We start from the raw sequence: 16,865 nt of genomic DNA, 5'->3' as shown, positions 1-16,865 counted from the left end.
TATAAAAATCATTGTTGTCCGGTAAAACCGGTAAATTAAATTTTTGACACCAATTCAGTGGCTTTGCGCACTGTTTTTCGTGAGTTTCTAAAAGCAAGCCCCCTCCCATTGTGGAAAGAGCGAATATTGGTCAGTTATGCCATTTTGACGAGCCTTTTGCTCTTCAATAAGCTCCTGCCAGGCTTTTTCTGGGTTCTCAAAAAAACTTCGGGCATCGATATAGCTCATCAAGTGCTGCCTGATGACAGAAACCATGTTTGAGAATGCCCATTTCCGCTTAACCTGGCTTTTGAGTATCATCAGTAGCAAGTTGGCCAGCATAACGGACCATATCTGTATGATAATGGCATTTTCATTGTCCCCCAGAAAATATTTTAAGGGGAAGTTCTGTTTCAGCTGCTTGAACAGCTTATGAGAAGCTTCTCATAATTTCTTCGCATAATATTACATTTGGACCAGGCATAAGCCTCTAACTTAATTGTAATTTTATGGAAGCAATCAAGATTCAACATCTAATCGGTCGCTGTACCGATTACTTTCAGGCTAATTGTTACACGGGGCATCGGATATCTCGCTACATAAGCCTTTGGAAACACGGTATCATTCCCTTCATGAAAGCAAAGGGGATTGACACCTATACACCTGCCATAGGGGCAGAGTTCATAGAAACCTGCCATTATCATGGCTCTATCCGTCCCCAGGAACGTGAAAAGATACGCAGTGTGCAAGTTCTGGACGACATGATGACCTTGGGTCTTATCAGGAAGCGATGTTACACTCCTGTATTCCACTCTTTGGACGGCGAGATAGGGCAGGAGATGGAAAAGCTTATCACCCGCTTGAGCAACCTGCGCCGCGGCAAAACAACAATCAACGACTATCGCCTGTACTTAAGTGAATTCCTTTATCATTTAACATCGACGGGCATCACCCGCGTGAAAGAGATATCGGAACGGCACATCCTGTCGTTTATCTCATCCCATCCCACGAGCAAGGTAAACATAGTGTCCGCTTTGCGTGTCCTTTTCCGGTTTTGGGAACAGGAACATATTTTGGAGGGTGGGTTCAACAATTTTTTCGACACCTACAAAATCAGGAGACCCGAGCGATTACCTTCTTTTTACCAGCCGGAGGACATCGCGGCGATAGAGAACTCGATATCCCGAAGCAGCGGGGTCGGCAAACGCAACTATGCAATGGTGCTGCTCGCGTCAAGACTGGGACTGCGCGCGTCGGACATTGCCAACCTGCGGTTCGATAATATAGACTGGGAAAAGAACGTCATCACTCTCGCGATGCGGAAAACACGAAAAATAATCGAGTTGCCGCTGCTCGCCGAGGTGGGCAACGCTATAATTGATTACCTGCGTCACGGACGTCCCGAATCAGGATTAAATAGCTTGTTCTTATCCAGCCGCGCCCCTTACGCGAGCGCGACCAAAGCATGTGTTTGCGCGGCTATCAGCCATATTATCAACCAGTCCGGCGTGAGAACGGATGGAAAACACCACGGTCCGCACTCTTTGCGCCACTCCCTTGCCGGGGTCATGTTAAATGCCGGCACAACGCTGCCCGTCATATCGGAAGTGCTTGGACACGAGAGCACGCAAACCACAATGCTCTACTTGAAGATAGACATCTTGTCCCTGTTAAAATGCGCCTTGCCGGTACCGGCCGTTCCGGACGACTTTTATTTACAGAGAGGAGGGGTGTTTTATGAGTGAACAGTTCAATTACAGCAGCGTTCTGGCCCCGTGGATGAACCATCTCATCGGGTTAAAAGCATCCGCTGGCATCAGCGCGCAGAGGACCAAATGGATACTGAAGGAGTTTGATGATTTTGCTAACACCGACTCATTGGACGACCCGCGCATAACGGAGGAATTTATCCAAAAGTGGCGTTCCACACGGGTTGCGGACTGCGACAGCACACTGTATACAAAATACTCGGTGTGGTCCCAGCTCACGACGATGATGTCCCGCAACGGATGCGCGTGCTTTATTCCAAGGTTGCCCAAACAACCAAAGAGGGATTTTACCCCGTATATCTTTACCGGCGAGCAAATAAAAGCGATCTTCGAGGCGTGTGATAATTACCGGCTGTACGACACACGGATGGGCACGGCACTTATCGCCATACCGGCCATGCTTCGTTTACTTTATAGCACAGGAATACGCATCTCGGAAGCCCTGTCCATCAAGAATAAAGACATACGCCTGAAGGAGCATGTCATTTACTTGCGCAAAACCAAGAATGGGAGTGAACGCGTCGTACCGGTGTGTGACACTCTCGCGATAGTGCTCGCCCAGTACGTGACGTATCGCAACCGAATGCCCGTGAAAGGACTTGACGCCCCGGATTATCCATTATTCGTGAAAAGTGATGGTACGGTGTTCAATGCCAACACGGTATACCAGCACTTCAAGAAACTGCTTGCCCAATGCGGCATACCCCATATCGGCAATCACCACGGGCCGCGAGTTCATGACCTACGGCATACAAGCGCGGTCCATGCCCTTGTGCGGATGGCGAACGCTGGCATGGACCTATACACGTGTCTTCCCGTGCTATCGGCCTTTTTGGGACATCATTCTTTGTCCGCCACGGAGCAGTATGTCCGCCTTACACGCGCCATGTACCCGGGACTAGAGAAGCAATGTTCACCGATAAATGCTTTTGTTTATCCTAAAATCTGCAAGGCTTATGATTACAACGACTGACTTTGCAAAACATCTGAGCCGTTTCTTTTCCGAGCACCTTGCGCATGAGAGGAACGCGAGTGCCAATACTATCGCTTCATACAGGGATTCATTCGTGCAATACATCAATTACATGAAGACCGTGAAAGGAACTTCGCTCGATAAACTGACACTTAAGCAGCTCACACACGACAGTGTCATGGACTACCTCGGTTGGATCATGGAGGTGCGCGCATGTTCTCCCGCGACAAGGAATTACCGCCTGGCGGCATTGCGCTCCTTCGCGGCGTATCTCCAATATACCGTGATAGAACGTATGGAAGAGTGGCAAAAAATACTTTCCATAAAGGCGGTACGGACAGAGAAGAAAACGCCGAGCTACCTCTCCGTGGAAGGCATGAGACTATTGCTCGCGCAACCGGACATCTCCACGTGGCAAGGACGCAGACATCTCGCGATACTGTCACTGTTGTACGATACGGGAGCGCGCGTGCAAGAACTGGCAGATCTTACAGTGGACTCCGTGCGGATCGGTCAAGAGCCGTACACCATCCGACTCGTCGGGAAAGGGCGTAAGACACGGATTGTGCCTCTTGTAAGGGAGCAGGCGGCTATACTCAGGGAATACATGGAGGAGAACCATCTAAATAACAACAATGAGCTTACGCGCCCGCTCTTCTGCAATAGCCGCCGCGAGAAACTCACCAGGGAAGGCATTGCCCACGTGCTGAAAACGAGTGCAGACAAGGCCAGAAACGAAGACCCCGGGCTGATACCCGAAAGGTTGAGTTGCCACTCCTTGCGACACAGCAGGGCAATGCACCTACTACAAGCTGGCGTCAATCTTGTTTATATCCGGGATATACTAGGGCACGTGTCCATACAAACGACAGAGGTTTACGCGCGTGCAGACTCCAAAGCCAAGCGTGAAGCACTTGAAAAAGCATATAAAAATCTCGTTCCCAATATTGATACCGACCGTGAATGGGAACGGAATAAGAATTTGCTTGAATGGCTCAAGGGGTTTAAACGTTGACTGTTTTTATGCGAAGTCGAAATGAGAAGTAATAATGTAACAGATTGATTATATGTCATACTCCCTTTTCGACTTTGCATAATGATATACTTGTCATAAAAGAAAAGCTCCACATTCCACCTCTCCCTATAGAGTTCGGCAATGGCGAGAGCCTCGTAACCGGTATGGTTCGTAATAAAGCGATAGACATGCCCAGTGGCGTAATCCTCATACACAACCATGCGGAATTCATCCGGATATTTTTCCGAAGACACTTCTTCGGTCAGGCGGATAATTTGGTCACTGATTACTCCTGTTTGCAAGTCGACCGCTCTGGAAGAAATAACCTCATACTGCATGTTGTCTTTTGCTCTGGTCACAAAGAATGCGCCATTCTTATGAATGTTGTTGAAGAGTCTGAAGAAATCAATATACCCCTTATCCATCAAATAGATGGCACCCATTTCAATGCAAATTTCATCCATTGCATTTACATCATGTACAGATGCTTTTGTAAGATGAATGAAGACAGGGATGTTGCCTCTCAGGTCAATCTGTGTATGCATTTTTACACCTCCCTTATTCTTGCGGAACTTAGCCCATGGGCAAAGTTTAAGACAGAGACTGATGGTGCTGCTGTCGAAAGCATAAACCATATTGTCAATATCAAGCCTGAACTTGTCCTTGGCATAAAGTGGCCGCACTTTCTTTATGAGGACTTGTCCCAATTCGGCATAAATGCGCCAGTCTCTATTCTCGTTGGCTTTTGCCAATGTGTTTCGAGGAACCGCATAACTAATGCCACAGTGATACAGCTTTCGGACAACAGCCAGTGCATTCAGGCTCGCCTCGATATCACACAGGCTGTTCTTATCTGCATATTGAGCCATGCACATTACAAGAAATTGATCGTGACAGGAAAGGCTTCTGACACGATAATCACCCTTATACTTGGTGACTATTTCATTAAATTCTCTACGAGGTATAAACTGCATAATTTGTGCGAAGACTGTCTTTCCGAAATTCATATTGTACATTGCTTGATGGAAAAAGCAAAATTAATCCATTCAAATCGTGTACAAGGAATTTAGTATGCATATTATTAAATATAAGTTGTTTATAAACAAAATGAATTGCTTTAACGGGACACTAGTGACGTCCTCTCACAAAATAATGAGGACTTGAAAAACAAAAATATGAAACAATTTCACTATGTTTGTAAATCAAAACACTTAAGCCGTAATGGTGAACTTTAGTTTGAAGATATACAATTTATAATTAAAATTCATTTCACATTCCATGCATCAACTATAATATTATTCGTCATATTAACTTCTACTGTATAACTCTCACCGGGATCCAGCCAAAACAAATTATCGGATACCGTGAACTCATCGGCTTTTCCCGGGCATTGCACGTTTACACCTACTGCAGGAAACGATCCTGTATTAGTTATTGCGACTTTATCACCACGAATTTGAGTTGAAAGAGTTGTTTTGGGAAGTTCAAACAAGCATCCTTTTTTCTTTTCAAAGTTCATAAAATAAAATGTTTTATGCTTCAATTCACCATCAATCTTTACATCAGAAACTACTAATAAAGGGGTAGACTGGTATAGATTCCTGTCAATGAGAAATTCTCCAAGCTTATTGACTTGACTGAAACATTCAACTTCCTGAAATTTCCTATTTCTCATCTCCTTCAGGTCACTGTTAAATGCCCGGACATTAACCTCCCAGTTTGAGTTAATTAATTCCAATTTATCGTCAAGAAGATAAACTGGTAAATAAATTTCCCATCCGCTATTTGTCATGTCGGTATGTTCAAAAAGTACCGCTGAAGCAACCGGAGAAAAAGCATCTTGCGCAAAATAATGCAAAGGTTTGGGAGCGCCATACCAATCGACAGAAGACCATGAGGCAGCCGGATAATTATCGTTCATTTTATAATACAACACACCCGTACAATATGGCCAGCGGATACGCGAGTGTTCCAACAGATGCCTTACTCCGATAACTTGGGCAAGCAAAGAACCGGTTATGTAATTATCCATATTGTCATTTGGCATTATATATCCGGAACTTTTGTCCAATAATGCCATATCATTAGCCTTATTAAAAACAGGGGTGTGATGAGCAAATACAGATCCGGGTTGAGGAGGCCAAGTGGTTTTCTCCGATTCAGGGAGATACCTTAAAACAGATTCTTTAATAGGAAATGCAGCTACTCCCGTTTCTCCCCAGAAATCAGTTATTAACTTGAGAGTTACGTCCGGGTGTTGCCCTCCCCAGTACATATCATAATTGTGTCTACTCCCCCCCCATGGCTCTCCACGATGAAAAGGTCTTGTGCCATCCAACTCTATGCTGTACCGCCCCATCATGTCTATTGCTTCTCCAAAAGGATTCCCCGATTCGTTGCCCCCTCCATACATGGCTAATGAAGGATTATTTCGGATGCGGATTGTGTTAAGTCTTACGGTCTCTTCCAGAACATTATACGGCTGAACTAAATGACTATCCCAAGCAGTAGGCCACTCCTGCATAACCAAAATCCCATATTGATTGCACAAATCATAAAATTCATCTGTCTCAGGCATACCGCTCCCCCATGCTCGCAACATTTGTATGTTTTGTTGCTTTGCAAGAGAAAGAAATCGATCATATCGCTTTATGGAAAAATCCATTAAAGGATCCATCGTGCACCAGCCAGTACCTTTTATAAAATGTTTTTCCCCATTAATTACAAATGTCCAGTTAAATTTGTCAGGATAAGGTCCACCGGGTAAAGGAGCCATCTCAATTGTTCGAATGCCAAATACGGTCTCAGCAACATCTGCTGTTTTATTGCCGTCTGGTAAAAAGGATGCCGTTAATCGATACAAGTTAGGTTCACCTAGCCCGTTGGGCCACCATAATTTCGGATCGGGAATCTTAAAAGCAAAACGAATGGTATCTTCTGACTTTGATGAATTTATTCTATATGAGAATGATCTAGTGTTACCTTTAAAGTTTTCAGGAACTATATTAACCCGCAGTTCGCCGTTTATAGGAGAAGAAATCTTTTTAAGTGTAACCTCAAGATTCATTTGTCCATCTATATCTTGAGCGGCAACAAATAATGAATTTATCTTTGCGGGAGCATGGTTCTGAATTTTCACCGGCCTCCAAATCCCTAATGATCGAATATCAGTATAATGCCAGCCATACACATTATTGAAAACAGCTGTCGTCCTCCAATCCAAAGGAACTGGGTCTATTTTGACAATAAGCGTATTTTGTTTTTTTAAGTATTTTGACACATCAAATTCCGGTCCTCCGAACATTCCTTCATGCTCTCCTAATTTATTTCCATTTAGCCATACTGTGCAGTGAATCGCAACACCTCCAAAAACTAACCTAGGTTGATTTAATTCGCCTTTAATTGTAAATTCTTTTTTAAACCACCAAGTTTTGAAACTTTGTTCTTTGGATATTGAATCATTTTTTCCAAAATATGGATCGGGAATTTTCCCGGCTTTCCAAAGCGCAGTATGAACACTTCCTGGGACCTCTGCTTTAGTGATATTTCTCCATGGCTTTGTTAGTCTTTCTGACTCATCACCCCCTTCGACCATCTGCCAAACTCCGTCAAGTACAATGTCTTTTGGTGCATTGAGATGCACAGGAATATCAGAATCAAGCATGATCGGAATAAAAGCCTTTTCGAATGGAGCAGGCCCTGCATTGAAACTTAGATTATCGATCTCGTCAAGAGACTGCTTTTCTTGTGTGAAAACAGCATAACTGATTGTAATCAATGTGAATAATAAGTAAACTCTCTTCATTTTAATTGATATTTATTGGTTAAAACTTTATAATGAATATTTACAATGTCGAAAGCTGTGCGCGATTGTATTTCTACAATTTTAGCCACAGGAATTTTTTTTGAAAGGGATTTAAGCCACGTGACGTTCGGCACATTTTCTTTCGGATAGTAGTTTCTGCCGTAAAAACCGTGCCCGGTTTGCACTATGTAAGGAAGATAATAGAAGTAATACCGCCCTTTTTTTGTTACGGGACCAAATTTAATATTGCATATATCGTTGTTTACGTTGATACGTTGAATGTTTTTAATGGTGTCGCCTGTTTCGGCGTTCACAATCAAAAACATCCGTTCAGCTACATTCGCATCGGAACGGCGCCATTGAAAATTAAGCAAAACAGCATTTGCTGGTTTAGTTACATGAATCACGGCGCGGTGGTTGCCAAATTTTTCGGGCCAAGGTATATCCGATACTTTATATTTATACATATTTGTTTGTCCAAAAGCCAAAGAACAAATGGAAAACGCGATTATAAGTAAATAGTATTTCATGATTTCTTTTTTATAAGTTTTCAAACTATTCAACAATTGCCAATCGGTATTTATAATTTTCATTGTTATCGTGAGTGAATTGCACTTTGTTATCAGACACAAGTAATTCTCTCAATTCAATTATACTTCCGGTATCATTCAATACCCTTAATTGCACAGAGTATGCACTCTCAAAACCTAACAGAGAAAGGGAAAAATTAAATTCTGTTTCTTTAGAAAAAGGTATAATTTCCCAACCGAATTTTTCTTTTTTCAGTAAATATTCGCCTCTCCCTCCGAGATTTTCATTGCTGTTTTCACCGTGTGTGTTAATGTATAACAATTCAGGGCTTACTACTTTATCTAACCGCTTGCTTGTTTTGTTAGCTAAAAATGAAGAGCTTAGTAATTTTTTTTTCGGGTTATAAACATAAAAACCAAATTGAGGAAGCTTTATTTTGTCGTTGTTAATAGTTAAGTCCCACTCTTTTTCATTGAAATTGATAAACATTTCCAACCCCGTCTCGTAAACTATCTTTAAACGGGGTTTTTCCAGTATTTTTTTTATAACGGCTTGTGAAGAGTTAAATAGAACGCCTTTGACATCAGCATATTCTATTGATTTCACGTTCCTCATAACATATTCATCCTGAACTGGTTGTAGAAAGGCGTAACGACGGATTGCATCTATTCCTTCAGAAAGGATTCCGATATTTCCATAAGCGAAAGTGTAGGCAATATAGGCATAGTCTTTCCCTCTGTTTCCGGCATCCATTTGAAGCGGATGAATTTTTAATAACTGAAAATCGGGAAATACAGGAAGTTGCTCTAAATCGTCGTTGGCGTAATTTCCATCCACCAATCCGGCATACCACCAATGATTACCTCCTTCTGAGTAAACAGGACCGCCATAGGCTTTTCGTTCATTCATGAGCAACATTCCGTAACGGTTTATTACACCGCGCATCATTCCGGCATCGGGTACGCGATAATCATAATCCACACGCGTGGATGGCGCTACAGCCGTGTGTACATCGCAATACGAATGATTTGTATTATAGAGTTTCCCAATTTGAGGCGCTAAAATAGCTTCTTGCTCCCAAGCTATTTGAGGTTTGGGCGAATAACAACGAGACCAAGAAACCTCCCATTCTCCACTAGATCCTTGTTTTATCCAGTCGGGATCAAATAAAGAATTAACGGTAGCCATATCGGTGTAATTTGTATAAAGCCCTACGCGCCAATCATTACTCTTTACAAACTGAATATAATCCTGTATTTTCTTTATGCCTAACTGAGGATTGGGGGTAAGCCTGAATGTATAACTTTCGCCCCCTTCGCGCCAGAAATCTTCGTGGTATCTGATGCTAACCTTCTCAACACCCCGATTGCGTAAATCGCTTACAAACCTCCCCAACTTATCTAAATCGGAACCGCCGTTAATTGCCCAAAGCCTGTCGGCTTGCATGCTGCGCATGGGCGATGGTGGATTGTCGATAGTAGGAAGTACTTCCTGCACATTGGGCGAAACCGTAATGAAAAGTTTATCTCGAACCGGATTTCTCTTCCCGTCTGTTTTAGAAACATAGATTGTTTTTCCCCCGCTGAATGGTATTTTAGCATTCGGATTACCTACGCTGAAACTGGAAGCATGGGTATAATAAAAATCATATATTATGAATGTGAACAAATTGCTGTTTACTAAAATGGTCGGACGGTCGCTATTGTTGTATTTCAAAAAAGGAACAACAACCTTGTAATTGTCGGTTGAATGGATTTCACCCGAATGTATCTCCTTTATAAATCCTTCATTTCCCTTTTGTTCAATACCGATGATCAGACTCTTTTGTCTGACGGTATAAAAAAAGTCAAGAGGTATATTCTCCTTTTGCCAAAGAATATTGGCATTAAACCATATTGTATCGTTTTGTATTTTTGTTATGGCAGGAATTATGGACAATTCGCTGTTATCGGCAAGAATAAGTTTGCGGTTATTGATGGTTTGCACTGTTTTGTTATTCCATAAAACGACAATATCTCCTAAAGGATTTGATTTGTCGATGGCATAGGTTAGTTCTCCATCTTTGCCTTTGTAAGATAACTGAAAACTGTTTTTTGTTTGGACGGTTTTGTTTTGATATTCGCTAAAATTGGATGGAAGAATAGTCTCTTTACGCAGTGGAAAAGGTAATTCGTTTGGAAATGGCTTAAAAGTGAGAGGCGATAATTCTTCTTTATACAAATAGCCGGAGCTTAAATATAGATTGTGTTTTACACCTACATCTGTATTATTTCCTTTGAATTTTATACCTAAAAACTTCGCGTTGGGCGAAAATGATTGCGGAAACTTTACGTGGTTCAGCATCCAGTATTTGTGTACCATACCAGCGTATCCGCTCTGGACAAGGTTTACTTCGTGTCTTCTTTTGTAACTGTCTTCAACAACGGCGTATGCTTGCATGGCAGTGTGTGAAGCTGGTTCTCCCCAAAGCCAGTGATCCCCAAAAGTCCATATATCAAGGCAATCCCAAGCTTCATCCAATGAGATGGGTTCTTTTAGCGAAACAAAAAAAGAAGCTTCTTGTTGTTTCGTCTCATATTCTATTTTCCCCGAAAAGGGAACGGTTGCAATTTGCTCTGATGTGCGGGTTAGTTCAACATCACAATTTGTAGGTGAAACTATTTGCCACTTATCGATATTCATGAAATCAAATGTCGATTTTCGGCTAACAGCACTTTCTGATATTTCATAAGGACGTTCGCCCACTGTTGAAGCTCCTTCTTGTGAAAAGGCTAGAATCGTTGAAAATAGTAATAAAGAGAAAAAAAAATTACGCTTCATTGGTTAGTTTTAGTTAATGCCAACAGAAAGGAATATATGTTGATACAATTGGCATGTTTAGATTAAGTTATAAGGTAAAAGTGGGCCGCTCGGCGTTAGCCGAACGGCCCACTACATCTACTTGGTTAAGTCTGTTACAGTAACAGTCCACTCTTTGGTAGATCCATTAGCAGCTTTAATTATATATTTGTTTGCTTTAGACCAATCCCCAGGGGTCCCCAAAACAGGTGACCCTGCACTTGGCTCAACCATTGCAGCTGTTGAAACGTTAAATTTTCCTACAATTGAGCTTAATGATACTGTGTTGCGAATACTTTCAGTAAAAGAATCATTGGCAGCCGGAACTTCCAATGTGCAAGTTACCGTTGCGTTGTCTTTGTTAATAACTTTATTTCTTAAGGTTAGGCTTACCACTTTCACTATTGGTTCTTTATCCAACGGATTGATGTCAGCCATATCTTTGTATCGAAATTCAAATTTTACATCTGTAATCTCAGCTTCCTCAAAAGCAGGCAATTCTTCTAAACCGGCTCTTAAACAAGAAGAAAAAACCAATAATAGCATCACTGATAAATAGTATATGCCGGAAAATATTTTTTTCATATTCATATTATTTTATTAATTAAAAAATTACCAACCCGGATTTTGAGGCCCTAAATTCGGGTTTCTATTAATTTGACCCTGTGGAATTGGAAGGAGATAACGTCTTGTTTCGTCAAATCTTCTAATGTTATGGTTATTAAATTCAATATCAGCTACGTACATTTCTTGTCTGTTGTTCGTTATTTCAATATATGCCGGGGAAATAGTAAATTCTGTGATTTTTCCATTCGGAGCAATGCCATAATTAGCTGGGCCACCGTGTTTGCCCCAACGCAGTAAAGACCAGTAATAATCATTTTCTAAAGCAAGTTCCACTCGGCGTTCTTTCATGTATAGTTTCCATGCCTCCTCTAATGTGTTGGCTGTAGATGCTGGTAATCCTCCATGTATGGTGCGAGTCTGGTTGCACAATGCAACTGCATCGGCAATATTACCTTCGCCCAAACCTGCAAGCCATAGTATAGCTTCTGCTTTATTCAATAACACACGTCCGTAACGAGTGACGACAAAATGATAATCAGTTGGAGTACCAAACGCAATACGAGGTTGTATGTTATAGATACCCTTTCTCCAATAATAGTTTGTGCATCCTATGTGAGGCCCTAACCCTTTATTCACATATCTCCACAAGTTGCCGCGCAGCGTAGTTCTGATATCTTCTCCATAGAATGTTGAGCCATCATATACAATGGTTTCATAGAAACGCTTATCGCGGTGCTCGTACATTAACTCGCTAATGTTCTTGGTTATACCGGCTTTTAATTTTGCAGTATATTGTACTAAGTGTTTTTCGTCTTTAAAAGCCCAAGCTGGAGCTGCTGTTGAAATAGTCACTGCATTTTTGAATTGCGATGATTCACTCCAAGGAACTGCTTTTTGTGTTGTTTGATCAATCACATCGTATGCATCAACTAGATTTTGAGTAGGAGACCACCATAACCAGCCGATAAAAGGTTCTCCTCCGTTTGTTTTAAAAAACGTGAGTTCATCACCTGGTTGTAGTCTCAACTCTTCTCTTGCTTGATCATACTCGTTAATTCGATCGTTGTTTGTATTGGGCATCATATTTTGCAACGGTGCAATATTGTGACAACTAGTATTTGCTTTGTTGCGATAAATGGCAAAAATAATTTCACTCGATTTTGGATCTCTTTCGTTGAACATTCCTCCATAATCTGCAGATAAAGCTTTCCCGGATTCTTTTATTTTATCTGCAGCTGCAATAACAATTTTAAGCCACTGTTTCTTCAATGCCGCGTCGGGCTCATAAGCTGCAGCTTGTAACGCTATCTCTGATTGAAAAGCATAGGCTACGTTTTGTGTTAGCTCTCCAGGTTTTGCCGTTATAGGTAAGTTGGGAATCGCTTCTTCCAAGTCTTTCAAAATATATCTATAGCTTTCTGTTGTTGATTTTGTTGTAGGAAGCATTAATCCTGCGTTTATGGTGTCTGCCGGAGTCATAACTCTATCCACCCATACAAAGCGACCCATTGTGCGTGCTTGTTGGTAGTACAAGGCAGCCCTCAGTAATTTGCCTTTTGCAATCAGTTCTTTTGATTCTGCATCACTCAATCCCTTTCCGTTATATTCTGCAGCCTTCTCAATAATCAAGTTGCATCGACGTATATTTCCAAAATTACCAAAACCACCGGCACCGGACTCGCGGTTAATTTCTTCTTTGGTCAGGCTTTCACCCCAGCCTACGCTTACCATATTATTAGTGCGTTCTTCCCAAGTTGTTTGGTTATCATTTACATATCCGTTCATAACATTACTAATCGTACCGTTAATAAACGCATCAGCTGTTGCTTTAGAACCCCAGACAGTTGCCTCATCGTAGCTTGCCAATGGTTTTGTATCCAATACCTCGCAGGCGTTAAATCCTACAATAAGGGCAGTTAATAGTATATATATTGTTTTTTTCATATTTCTTTATTTTTAAAATCCTACATTAAAGCTGATTGAATAAACACGTTGAGTTGGATATCCGTAATTATTCATGTCGGCAGTTTCAGGGTCAATTTCAAATTTTGTGGTAGGAGACCATGTTAAGAGGTTCTGACCGCTTAGCACAACTTGACAGTTTCTTATCCAAGTAACATTTTTAAACAAAATATTTTTGAAATTATAGCCAAGTTGCAACGTTTTTAACCGGATATATCTTCCGTTGACCAACCAAAAGTCACTTGTGGCTCCGTTGTTACCTCCGTTACTGTAGTTACCTGCCAGCCTTCTGGGATAAGTGGCATTCCTATTATCTGGAGTCCAAAAATCTTGCATAAATCCATACATTAAACCTCCACGCAAAACGTCTCCCATATATAAGTCTCTCGATGAGGAGCCCTGAAATAGAACGTTTGCGAAAAATCCTTTATAGGATGTGTTCGCAAAAATACCATAGTTTGCGCGCGGGAAACCATTTTTGCCAAGCCTTACAAAGTCGTTTCCGTCAATAAAACCATCCCCGTTAAAATCCTCGTAACGTAAATCTCCGGCAGTAATTCCTGTTGAACCGTCCAGTCTGGGATACATCAAAACTTCATCTGCAGAATTATAGAATCCTTTATTAATATACGCTTGCCCCCAATATCCGGTTTGTTGTACTCCGCGTTTATATGGGTTTTTTTGGCTTGCCAAATCTTCAGACCAAGATTTAGCAATCAGTTGGTCAAAATAAGTAACATTCACTCCAACTTCATAGGTTAAGTTTCCGGCAGTGTCTTTCCATGTTAAAGTAGCATCAAATCCAGCGCGCCTATGTTCTCCATCAGATTTTACGTTCGGTAAGCTGGTTCCGAGTGGGTCGGTATAACCTACGTTAGATGGCGAACTTAAATAGCCAGTAGTTTGCATATAGAAATACTCTAGCGAGCCTGACAACCTTCTAGCAAGCGAACTGAAATCAAGGCCAATATTTGTAGAGTTTCTTGTATACCAAGTAATATCGTTGCTTATTAATGCCCCTTCATTAAATGTTGGAACTAAATTTCCATCAACAGTATAACCCCTTTCGTTATATCCATAAGAAGGTAAATAACTAAATCTGCCAACGCCACTATCTAAACCTATTTGCCCGTAGTTAGCCCTGATCTTAAAAAAGTTAAGAATATTTCGGTCTCTCAGGGGAGCAAAGAAATCTTCTTCAGAAATTGCATATGCAACTGTTCCTGCATAGAATGTTCCCCATCGCTTATCTTTGGGAAACAAGTCACTACCGTCACGTCTTAATGAACCCTCTATATAGTATTTCTTTTTGTAGTTATATGATGCTCTTCCTACAAAACCCGCACGGCCAACCTCATCTTCTCCGCCGCTATTTTCCATAGTTGAGGCAGGTCCCGAACCTATTTGGTCAATTTCAAAAACATAGTTTTTGCGGCCTAACCCAGTATTGGTATAAAAACCATAGGTGTGTTCGAAACCCGCAGTAGCTTCTACATTATGTGTGTCGTTAAAAGAGTTTTTGTAATTCAAGAAATATTGCAGTGTATATTGTGTTGCTTTATTCTTAGTGTAGAATAAATCCATCGGATATTCAGGCCCCGGATTGCCTTCCAAGTCATATTGCTTTGCCGTTTTATTCCAGGCTTTCCCATCATAAAATCCCATGCGATAATTACCGGAAGTACGGAATTTCAACCCATTTACTTTAGGAATATCCAATTCGGCGCCAAACGTGGTGTTAATAGTAGAGGTCTCTCTTTTATTATAACCTGATTCTAACGATAATTCAACCAAAGGGTTGTCGAATCCAAGGTAAGGCTGTCCAAATTTATTGAGCGGGATAAGCATTGTTGAATTGTTTTGAATGTGTGACCATGTGTACCAGTAACTGTTACTGTATTGCGATAATGGTTGTCTGTTTGTTTCAATATACCCATCTACACCAAAATTCAATTTAAGGCCTATTTTCTTAAAAATAACTTCTTCATTCAAGCGAAGATTGTGTCTTTTAAGCCAGTTCGAATTAATTTTATACATCGATTCCTGATTATACGTTTGAAAAGATGCAAACAGTTTGTTGGCAAAAACATCGGATTGATTGTATCCACTCTGGAAAGATAGTGAATGTTTGTTTTCTGGAGCAAATTTACGCAGAGTCAATTCTTGCCAGTCCGTGTTTGGAAAATTGTAAGGATCTGATCCCGTTCTGAATGCTTCCAATGCCTCTGCATTGTATGGTTCGGTAAGATTATACATTTTATTGATTCGGTTGTTTAAAAGTGCCGTTTCATACGAATCAATTCTTTTAGCCATATAGGTTGGATGACTCCAGTTTTGATTAAAGCTATAGTCGAATCTCAACCCATTAGACCCTGATTTAGTTTTTACCACGATAATACCATCTCCAGCACGTGCTCCATAAACAGCGGCAGCCGAAGCGTCTTTCAGAATAGACATAGACTCTATATCATCTGAGTTTAAGTTCTCAAAGTCTGAATACGGTACAACAAAATCATCAATAACAACTAGAGGTGTTCCCCCTCCACGAATAGAAATGGTCGATTTTTGTCCGAGACCCCCTCCTGCTTTTTGAACGATAATACCGGCAGCTCTACCTGCCAATCCGTCAGTTACTGATGCTGTAGGCAAGTTTTTCATTTTTTCTGCATCAACTGTAGCAATGGCAGAAGTTAAATCCCTTTTGGAACTTGTTCCGTAACCAATAACTACCACTTCATCCAATAATTCAGTGTCGTTTAAAAGTTGTACATTAATAATTGTTTTTCCTTCTACACCAACTGTTCGTGTCTGCATACCTACATAGCTAAAAATCAGTGATGCGGTAGACGGTACATCTACAAGTGTGTAATTACCATCAATATCCGTAACAGTGCCATGAGTACTTCTTCCTTGTACTACAATAGTGGCACCAATTACGGGCTCATTGTTTGCATCAGTAACATTGCCCTTAACAATAACGTTTTGAGCAAACATTCCCAAGGATATTGTCCACAGCATGGCGAACAACAGTCCTTTCCATTTACTAGTTGAATGTCTTTCTTTCATTCTGTTCTCATTTTAAAAATTAATACACATTTCATTAATCACACCTGTCAGATTTAATGTCCTTCAAATGATATTTTATTATTTATTTTTTCCTGTAAAATCAAGGGCACGTTTCTTTGTGTTTAAACTTTTCTTTTGTTTCTCTATAGGTGATTGGAGAGAATCTTTGCAAAATTTCCGTTGAACATTCCCATTTTCAGGAAAAAGAAAATAGGGACTCAATAACTCCATTTTTCCTGATTCTTGTTTTGAAGAGTATTGAGAAAAGGAAAAAGTACATGTAGTCGAAAGAAATAAAATAATAAAAATTTGCTTCATAATGTTTATCCTCAAATTTTTCTGATCTATTGCGAATTTTTT

Annotated in this window: 11 protein-coding genes and 1 pseudogene; 3 read left to right on the top strand and 9 right to left on the bottom strand. The window is 40.9% G+C overall.

The features are described 5' to 3' along the window. Positions 1–87: 87 nt before the first annotated feature. Complete coding sequence (locus AACM02_RS07610; RefSeq protein WP_339116573.1) at positions 88–321, bottom strand: hypothetical protein; 234 nt, start codon at positions 319–321, stop codon at positions 88–90. A 167-nt stretch (positions 322–488) separates the two neighbouring features. Here AACM02_RS07610 and AACM02_RS07605 point away from each other — a divergent pair, with 167 nt between their 5' ends. The 3 genes from AACM02_RS07605 to AACM02_RS07595 are packed head-to-tail and all read left to right on the top strand — an operon-like array spanning position 489 to position 3,736. Further along, positions 489–1,724 (top strand): site-specific integrase, encoded by a 1,236-nt coding sequence (locus tag AACM02_RS07605; RefSeq protein ID WP_339116572.1) that lies wholly within the window; start codon positions 489–491, stop codon positions 1,722–1,724. After that, positions 1,717–2,721, top strand: a complete 1,005-nt coding sequence (locus AACM02_RS07600) for a tyrosine-type recombinase/integrase (RefSeq protein WP_339116571.1) — start codon at positions 1,717–1,719, stop codon at positions 2,719–2,721. The genes AACM02_RS07605 and AACM02_RS07600 overlap by 8 nt, the downstream gene beginning before the upstream one ends. Beyond that, on the top strand, positions 2,705–3,736 hold the full coding sequence (locus AACM02_RS07595; protein WP_339116570.1) for a site-specific integrase: 1,032 nt from the start codon (positions 2,705–2,707) through the stop codon (positions 3,734–3,736). Before AACM02_RS07600 ends, AACM02_RS07595 begins: the two co-directional genes overlap by 17 nt. Positions 3,737–3,843: 107 nt before the next feature. Here AACM02_RS07595 and AACM02_RS07590 read toward each other — a convergent pair. The 8 genes and pseudogenes from AACM02_RS07590 to AACM02_RS07555 all read right to left on the bottom strand — a co-directional run. Next, a pseudogene (locus AACM02_RS07590) lies at positions 3,844–4,743 on the bottom strand (IS4 family transposase); the annotation flags it as partial. A 257-nt stretch (positions 4,744–5,000) separates the two neighbouring features. Beyond that, positions 5,001–7,541, bottom strand: coding sequence for a glycosyl hydrolase 2 galactose-binding domain-containing protein (locus AACM02_RS07585; RefSeq protein ID WP_339116569.1), 2,541 nt, complete (start codon positions 7,539–7,541; stop codon positions 5,001–5,003). Continuing rightward, positions 7,538–8,008, bottom strand: a complete 471-nt coding sequence (locus tag AACM02_RS07580; RefSeq protein WP_339116568.1) for a glycoside hydrolase domain-containing protein — start codon at positions 8,006–8,008, stop codon at positions 7,538–7,540. The genes AACM02_RS07585 and AACM02_RS07580 overlap by 4 nt, the downstream gene beginning before the upstream one ends. A gap of 88 nt (positions 8,009–8,096) precedes the next feature. Further along, positions 8,097–10,892: a hypothetical protein gene (locus tag AACM02_RS07575; protein WP_339116567.1), complete on the bottom strand. Its 2,796-nt coding sequence runs from the start codon at positions 10,890–10,892 to the stop codon at positions 8,097–8,099. A gap of 117 nt (positions 10,893–11,009) precedes the next feature. Further along, the gene (locus AACM02_RS07570) at positions 11,010–11,495 is read right to left on the bottom strand and encodes a DUF5018-related domain-containing protein (RefSeq protein ID WP_339116566.1); all 486 of its coding nucleotides are present in this window, start codon (positions 11,493–11,495) and stop codon (positions 11,010–11,012) included. Positions 11,496–11,522: 27 nt separating this feature from the next. After that, positions 11,523–13,421 (bottom strand): RagB/SusD family nutrient uptake outer membrane protein, encoded by a 1,899-nt coding sequence (locus AACM02_RS07565; RefSeq protein WP_339116565.1) that lies wholly within the window; start codon positions 13,419–13,421, stop codon positions 11,523–11,525. 12 nt (positions 13,422–13,433) lie between these two features. Then, on the bottom strand, positions 13,434–16,505 hold the full coding sequence (locus tag AACM02_RS07560) for a TonB-dependent receptor (RefSeq protein ID WP_339116564.1): 3,072 nt from the start codon (positions 16,503–16,505) through the stop codon (positions 13,434–13,436). A 78-nt stretch (positions 16,506–16,583) separates the two neighbouring features. Continuing rightward, positions 16,584–16,823 carry a hypothetical protein gene (locus AACM02_RS07555; protein ID WP_339116563.1) on the bottom strand — a complete coding sequence of 80 codons (240 nt, stop codon included), beginning with the start codon at positions 16,821–16,823 and terminating at the stop codon, positions 16,584–16,586. Positions 16,824–16,865 lie beyond the last annotated feature (42 nt).

This window comes from Petrimonas sp. (assembly GCF_963921705.1).
Lineage (GTDB): Bacteria > Bacteroidota > Bacteroidia > Bacteroidales > Dysgonomonadaceae > Petrimonas > Petrimonas sulfuriphila.
Note: the sequence above shows the minus strand (reverse complement) of the source record. Positions and strands in the feature narration are given on the sequence as shown.

What these genes read in the sequence shown, in the direction of transcription:
- AACM02_RS07610 (WP_339116573.1), bottom strand. Translation starts at nt 321, where the DNA reads ATGCTGGCCAACTTGCTACTGATGATACTCAAAAGCCAGGTTAAGCGG.
- AACM02_RS07605 (WP_339116572.1), top strand. Translation starts at nt 489, where the DNA reads ATGGAAGCAATCAAGATTCAACATCTAATCGGTCGCTGTACCGATTAC.
- AACM02_RS07600 (WP_339116571.1), top strand. Translation starts at nt 1,717, where the DNA reads ATGAGTGAACAGTTCAATTACAGCAGCGTTCTGGCCCCGTGGATGAAC.
- AACM02_RS07595 (WP_339116570.1), top strand. Translation starts at nt 2,705, where the DNA reads ATGATTACAACGACTGACTTTGCAAAACATCTGAGCCGTTTCTTTTCC.
- AACM02_RS07585 (WP_339116569.1), bottom strand. Translation starts at nt 7,541, where the DNA reads ATGAAGAGAGTTTACTTATTATTCACATTGATTACAATCAGTTATGCT.
- AACM02_RS07580 (WP_339116568.1), bottom strand. Translation starts at nt 8,008, where the DNA reads ATGTATAAATATAAAGTATCGGATATACCTTGGCCCGAAAAATTTGGC.
- AACM02_RS07575 (WP_339116567.1), bottom strand. Translation starts at nt 10,892, where the DNA reads ATGAAGCGTAATTTTTTTTTCTCTTTATTACTATTTTCAACGATTCTA.
- AACM02_RS07570 (WP_339116566.1), bottom strand. Translation starts at nt 11,495, where the DNA reads ATGAAAAAAATATTTTCCGGCATATACTATTTATCAGTGATGCTATTA.
- AACM02_RS07565 (WP_339116565.1), bottom strand. Translation starts at nt 13,421, where the DNA reads ATGAAAAAAACAATATATATACTATTAACTGCCCTTATTGTAGGATTT.
- AACM02_RS07560 (WP_339116564.1), bottom strand. Translation starts at nt 16,505, where the DNA reads ATGAAAGAAAGACATTCAACTAGTAAATGGAAAGGACTGTTGTTCGCC.
- AACM02_RS07555 (WP_339116563.1), bottom strand. Translation starts at nt 16,823, where the DNA reads ATGAAGCAAATTTTTATTATTTTATTTCTTTCGACTACATGTACTTTT.